Origin of the sequence: Pseudanabaena biceps PCC 7429 (assembly GCF_000332215.1) — a bacterium.
Taxonomy (GTDB): domain Bacteria; phylum Cyanobacteriota; class Cyanobacteriia; order Pseudanabaenales; family Pseudanabaenaceae; genus Pseudanabaena; species Pseudanabaena biceps.
On sequence record NZ_ALWB01000283.1, the window covers coordinates 1 to 5,180 of the forward strand.

5 protein-coding genes are annotated in these 5,180 nt (G+C 44.1%); 4 read left to right on the forward strand and 1 reads right to left on the reverse strand.

Features of this window, described 5'->3' with window-relative positions; all coding sequences use genetic code 11:
- Positions 1-103: 103 nt before the first annotated feature.
- Positions 104-1,270 carry a phosphotransferase enzyme family protein gene (locus tag PSE7429_RS20760; RefSeq protein WP_009629325.1) on the reverse strand — a complete coding sequence of 389 codons (1,167 nt, stop codon included), beginning with the start codon at positions 1,268-1,270 and terminating at the stop codon, positions 104-106.
- Positions 1,271-1,302: 32 nt separating this feature from the next.
- Here PSE7429_RS20760 and rfbC point away from each other — a divergent pair, with 32 nt between their 5' ends.
- From rfbC to PSE7429_RS20780, 4 genes are all read left to right on the forward strand, one after another.
- Positions 1,303-1,848 carry a dTDP-4-dehydrorhamnose 3,5-epimerase gene (gene rfbC / locus PSE7429_RS20765; protein WP_009629326.1) on the forward strand — a complete coding sequence of 182 codons (546 nt, stop codon included), beginning with the start codon at positions 1,303-1,305 and terminating at the stop codon, positions 1,846-1,848.
- Positions 1,845-2,885 carry a dTDP-glucose 4,6-dehydratase gene (gene rfbB / locus PSE7429_RS20770; protein ID WP_009629327.1) on the forward strand — a complete coding sequence of 347 codons (1,041 nt, stop codon included), beginning with the start codon at positions 1,845-1,847 and terminating at the stop codon, positions 2,883-2,885. Before rfbC ends, rfbB begins: the two co-directional genes overlap by 4 nt.
- A complete protein-coding gene (rfbD, locus tag PSE7429_RS20775; RefSeq protein WP_009629328.1) occupies positions 2,882-3,760 on the forward strand; it encodes a dTDP-4-dehydrorhamnose reductase in 879 nt (292 codons plus the stop codon). The genes rfbB and rfbD overlap by 4 nt, the downstream gene beginning before the upstream one ends.
- 212 nt (positions 3,761-3,972) lie before the next feature.
- Positions 3,973-5,046, forward strand: coding sequence for a glucose-1-phosphate thymidylyltransferase (locus tag PSE7429_RS20780; protein WP_009629329.1), 1,074 nt, complete (start codon positions 3,973-3,975; stop codon positions 5,044-5,046).
- Positions 5,047-5,180: the final 134 nt, after the last annotated feature.

Sequence of the window (5,180 nt, forward strand, 5' to 3'; positions counted from 1 at the left end):
CACAAGGAAATTCTTGAAAGCGTTGCTTTGCAACGCTTTCAAGAATTTCCTTGGTTTGGGTTTGAGCGCAAAGCGCTGTAATTATGCCCAGTTACTTACCAAGTCACGAATGGGTGGGCTTCAGTTTGGATGAGGCAACAATGATTTGCTTGATGGCTGATTCCTGTGATTCAATGCTTTCGACTAGGCGAAACTGTACTAGCGATCGCCATAGATTATGTTCGGGATGTTGCGCGTGGAAGTAAATATTGCCTGCTAAGTAATCAGTAAAAAAACGCAAACCCAACTCAAAGGCAATCACCCTGATCGCGTCGTAAATATAGGCGTAATCGTATTCCGTCAAAAAGAAACGAGCCTTGGCTAAATATCCCTGCAAGATTCCTTGACATAGTTCTATCTCAAAGGTTACATCTTCCCATTGTTCTGTCTCTTCGCCCCGAAGATTGCAGCCCGATCGCAAACAATCACCAAGATCGTAATGGATTAATCCTGATTTGACCGTATCGAGGTCGATCATACTTACCGCTAGCTGGGTCTGGCGATCGAACAGAATATTATTTACCTTCGGATCGCCATGGATCGTTCGTTCTTGCAGTTTCCCCGAGGCCTTCGCATCTTCTAAAATATGTGCTAATCCTTGGCGATCGCTCACGAACCTCATGCAATAATCGACTTCAGGGGCAATATGCCGATTTCCCTTTGCCAAGATCTCTTCATATTGCCTGAAATAGCGCGGCGTAATATGAAAGCCTTCTAAAGTATCCGCCAACCTAGTCGGCGCTAAGTCGCTAGTCAGATGATGGAAAGTTCCCAACGCATAGCCGACTTCCCTTGCCCGCTCATCACTAATTACATCAAAGGACTGGGAGCCTTCAATAAAACTAAGCGATCGCCAAAATTCTCCCTGCTCAGTTTGCCAATAGTCATGCCCCTCTTCAGTTGGTAATATCTGCGGAATTTCCCAGCGTCGATCGAGGGGCGATGTTTGCAAGCGATCGTGCACATGTGCTGCATAAATTCGGATATTCTGCATAACCATCGGTGGGTTTTTAAATACCGCCGAATTTATCCGCTGCAAAATAAAATGACTAGAATGCTTGACTGGTAAATTATCTTTTAAATTATCTTTTAAAGAAATTAGAAAAGTATCATTGATATTGCCACTGCCAAAACGTTGAATATTCGCAATTGGAGATTGTGGTAAGAATTTTTGAACGATCTCTTCTATGGAGGATTGCTGAGACTGATCGAGGAGATGATTTTGAACCATAATTTTTTGAAACAAGGTCAGGCAATGTTTGCATGAAAGTTGAAACTACAGCAATTCCCGATGTCTTACTGATCACACCTCAAGTTTTCCACGACGCAAGAGGATTTTTCTTTGAGTCCTATCATCAAGTATCTTTTGCAAAAATGACAGGGCTAAATCCGAGGTTTGTGCAAGATAACCATTCGCGATCGCAAAAGAATGTGTTGAGAGGATTGCACTATCAAATCGGCAAGCCTCAAGGTAAGTTAGTGAGAGCCTTGGTCGGTGTAATTCAAGATGTTGCCGTAGATTTGCGTCGGAGTTCGCCCACCTTTGGTAAATGGGTAAGTAATATCCTAAGTGCCAAAAACTGCCAACAGATTTGGATTCCCGCAGGATTTGCCCATGGATTTGTAGTCTTGTCTGATTTTGCAGAAATAGCCTATAAGGCTACAGATTACTATGATCCTCAAGAAGAACGTTGCTTGTTATGGAACGATCCCGACATTGCGATCGCTTGGCAACTTGACGAATCCCCGATTTTGTCTAATAAGGATGCCGTTGGCAAATCATTGAAAGAAGCAGAGTTATTTGTATGAATCCAGAATTATCCCCAGAGTCATCGCCAGAAAAATTCCAAAAGGTACTCGTCACAGGTGGGGCAGGGTTTATTGGCTCTAACTATGTGCATTATGCCCTTGTCAATCATCCGACATGGGAGATCGTGGTTTTAGATAAGCTTACCTATGCGGGTAATTTAGATAATCTCAAGGATGTTCGCGATCGCATTACCTTCATTCAAGGCGATATTGCTAATCCTGACGATGTGGAAAAAGCCGTAAATGGCGTGGATGCCATCCTCAACTTTGCCGCCGAAAGCCATGTCGATCGCAGCTTGCGCGATCCGCTCCCCTTCATTCGTACCAATATCGAAGGCACATTATTACTATTAGAGGCGGCGCGAAAACATCAAATCAAACGCTTTCTCCATGTTTCGACCGATGAGGTTTATGGCGATCTTGTGGGCAGCGATCGCCATTCATTAGAAACTGACGTTTTATCTCCGCGCAGTCCCTATGCTGCATCCAAAGCGGGCGCAGAGCATCTGGTCTTTTCCTATGGCATTAGCTACGGCTTAGATGTGGTAATTACGAGAGGCTCCAATACCTATGGACTATACCAATATCCTGAAAAAATTATTCCGCTCTTCATTACCAACGCTCTAGAGTCCAAAGCCCTGCCCATCTATGGTGATGGTTCAGCCGTCCGTGATTATCTCTACGTGGAAGATCATTGCTCAGGTATTGACACAGTTTTGCACAAAGGTAAAAGCGGTAAAGCCTATAACTTGGGAGCGAGAATGGAAGTAAATGGGCTTGAAGTTGCCAAGACTATTTTAGGGTTGCTCAACTGCCCCGAATCCTTAATGCAATCGGTCAGCGATCGTCCAGGACATGACTACCGCTACTCTGTCGATCCTAGTGCTACGGAGGCTCTAGGCTGGCAACGTCAATGGGATTTTCAACGGGGCATGACCCAAACCGTAGCTTGGTACAAACAGAACTCAGATTGGTGGCAAGCGGTCAAAGATAAGAAAGTATTTCAAGAACATTACAACCAGTGGTATGCCCGATGAGTAATCCTCTAAAAGTGGCTCTGATTGGTGCAAATGGTCAGTTAGGATCGGATATCGTCAGTCATTTTGCCCAAGGCGATCGCTATCAACTCACCGCATTAACTCGCACTGATATTGATATTTGTGATGCCAATGCTGTTGATCGAGTTTTGAGCGGGCGCAAATTTGATGTTGTCATCAATAGCGCCGCCTATGTGCGGGTCGATGACTGCGAACAGGAGGTCGAAAGAGCTTTTAACGTCAATGCGATCGGCGCGTTGAATGTGGCGAGAGCAAGTCGCGATATTGGCGCTTTGTGCGTATATGTCAGTACTGATTATGTATTTCATGGCGATCGCCAAGTTCCTTACACCGAGTCCGATCTTCCCGATCCGATTAATGTTTATGGGACATCTAAGCTCACGGGTGAATATCTAGTCAAACAAACGACCCTGCGATCGCTAATTTTGCGAATATCTAGCGTATTTGGTAAAGCAGGCGCAAGCGGTAAAGGGGGCAACTTTGTGGAAACGATCATTAAAAAAGCCAAAGCAGGCGATTCCCTTAAGGTGGTTGATGACATGTTTATGTCTCCCACCTATACCTACGATGTAGCAAGACTCTTAGATGAATTATTACAGGCTGGTACTACGGGAATTATGCATGGGGCGAATGCAGGTATTTGCTCTTGGCATGAGTTGGCTACCGAAATCCTACGTCTAGCTAATATCGATCATCCGATTGAGTCAATTCCTACATCTGCGTTTCCCACCAAAGCTAAGCGACCGATGAATTCTGCTCTCGTTAGCGATCGCCTAAATCCGAGTGCAGCTTTTAAAATGCGCTCTTGGCAAGACGCACTTACAGCCTATTTATCTGAAAAATCATATCTGTAATAAACATGTAATAAACCTGTAATAAACATGTAATAAACATGTAAGTGGCTGGGCATAATTAAAACCCAGAATCAAAAGCTGTAGCGCACGCTGCGCGTGCGCTACAGCTTTTGGGGTTTTATATTTAATTGCCCAGCTACTTAATAAACATAAACATAAACATGAGCTTTACTTCGCGTTGCAAATTTTAGATATCTGGAAAATATAAAAATATGAAAGCCTTAATTCTCTCTGGTGGCAAAGGAACAAGACTGCGACCACTCACCTACACAGGGGCAAAACAACTAGTACCCGTCGCCAACAAGCCAATTCTTTGGTACTGCATCGAAAGTATTGTCGCCGCAGGTATTACTGATATTGGCATCGTGATTAGCCCTGAAACGGGGGATGAAGTTAGAAACAAAACGGGTAACGGCGATCGCTTTGGCGCAAATATTACCTATGTTCTCCAAGACAAACCCGCAGGGCTAGCCCATGCCGTTAAAACCGCACAGCCATACTTAGGTGACGATTCCTTTATCATGTTTCTCGGTGATAACCTGATCGAATCCCAACTGGATACATTCTTGAATGATTTTGCTCAAAAGCAATTAGATGCTCTAATTTTATTGCGCCAAGTACCAGACCCTAGTGCTTTTGGGGTCGTGACTGTAGATGCAACAGGCAAAGTACTAAGACTGGTTGAAAAGCCAAAAAATCCTGAATCCAATCTCGCCCTAGTTGGGGTGTATTTTTTTAAATCAATAATTCATGATGCCATCGCCCAAATATCTCCATCTTTTAGAGGTGAGCTGGAAATCACCGATGCTATCCAAAAGTTAATTGATACTAAGCAAAAGGTTGAAGCCTCCGAACTTGAGGGTTGGTGGCTTGATACTGGTAAAAAAGACGATATTCTGGTTGCTAATCAAATTTTGCTGGATACGCGGCTTAAATCCCAAAATCTCGGTGAAGTCGATTCGGCTAGTAATATCAGCGGCAGGGTTCAGATAGGCAAAGGCTCTCAAATTATTAACTGTAAAATCCGTGGACCCGTAATCATCGGTAATGATTGTCATCTCGAACATGCTTACATTGGTCCCTATACCAGCATCAGCGATCGCGTCACTATTGTTGATACAGATATCGAACATAGTGTGATTCTCAACGACACCACAATTACAGGAATTCATCAACGCATCGTCGATAGTGTCATTGGTCAGCGCGTATTGATGAAGGTCTCGCCCAAGCGTCCTCAAGCCCTACGTTTTCTGGTTGGGGATGACTCCCAGCTAGAGATTATGTAAGTAGCTAGACATAAGTAAACTTAAAACCTAGAAGAGCATACCGCCCGCGCAGCGGGCGGTATGCTCTCTGGTTTTGGTTTTTAATGATGTCTAACTACTTAGCCTCTTCTGCCCACTTCTTGCTTAATTGCTTG

Bases quoted from the DNA above. Each gene is read 5' to 3' on its own strand.
- rfbB (WP_009629327.1), top strand. From the start codon at position 1,845: ATGAATCCAGAATTATCCCCAGAGTCATCGCCAGAAAAATTCCAAAAG.
- rfbD (WP_009629328.1), top strand. From the start codon at position 2,882: ATGAGTAATCCTCTAAAAGTGGCTCTGATTGGTGCAAATGGTCAGTTA.
- PSE7429_RS20780 (WP_009629329.1), top strand. From the start codon at position 3,973: ATGAAAGCCTTAATTCTCTCTGGTGGCAAAGGAACAAGACTGCGACCA.
- rfbC (WP_009629326.1), top strand. From the start codon at position 1,303: ATGAAAGTTGAAACTACAGCAATTCCCGATGTCTTACTGATCACACCT.
- PSE7429_RS20760 (WP_009629325.1), bottom strand. From the start codon at position 1,270: ATGGTTCAAAATCATCTCCTCGATCAGTCTCAGCAATCCTCCATAGAA.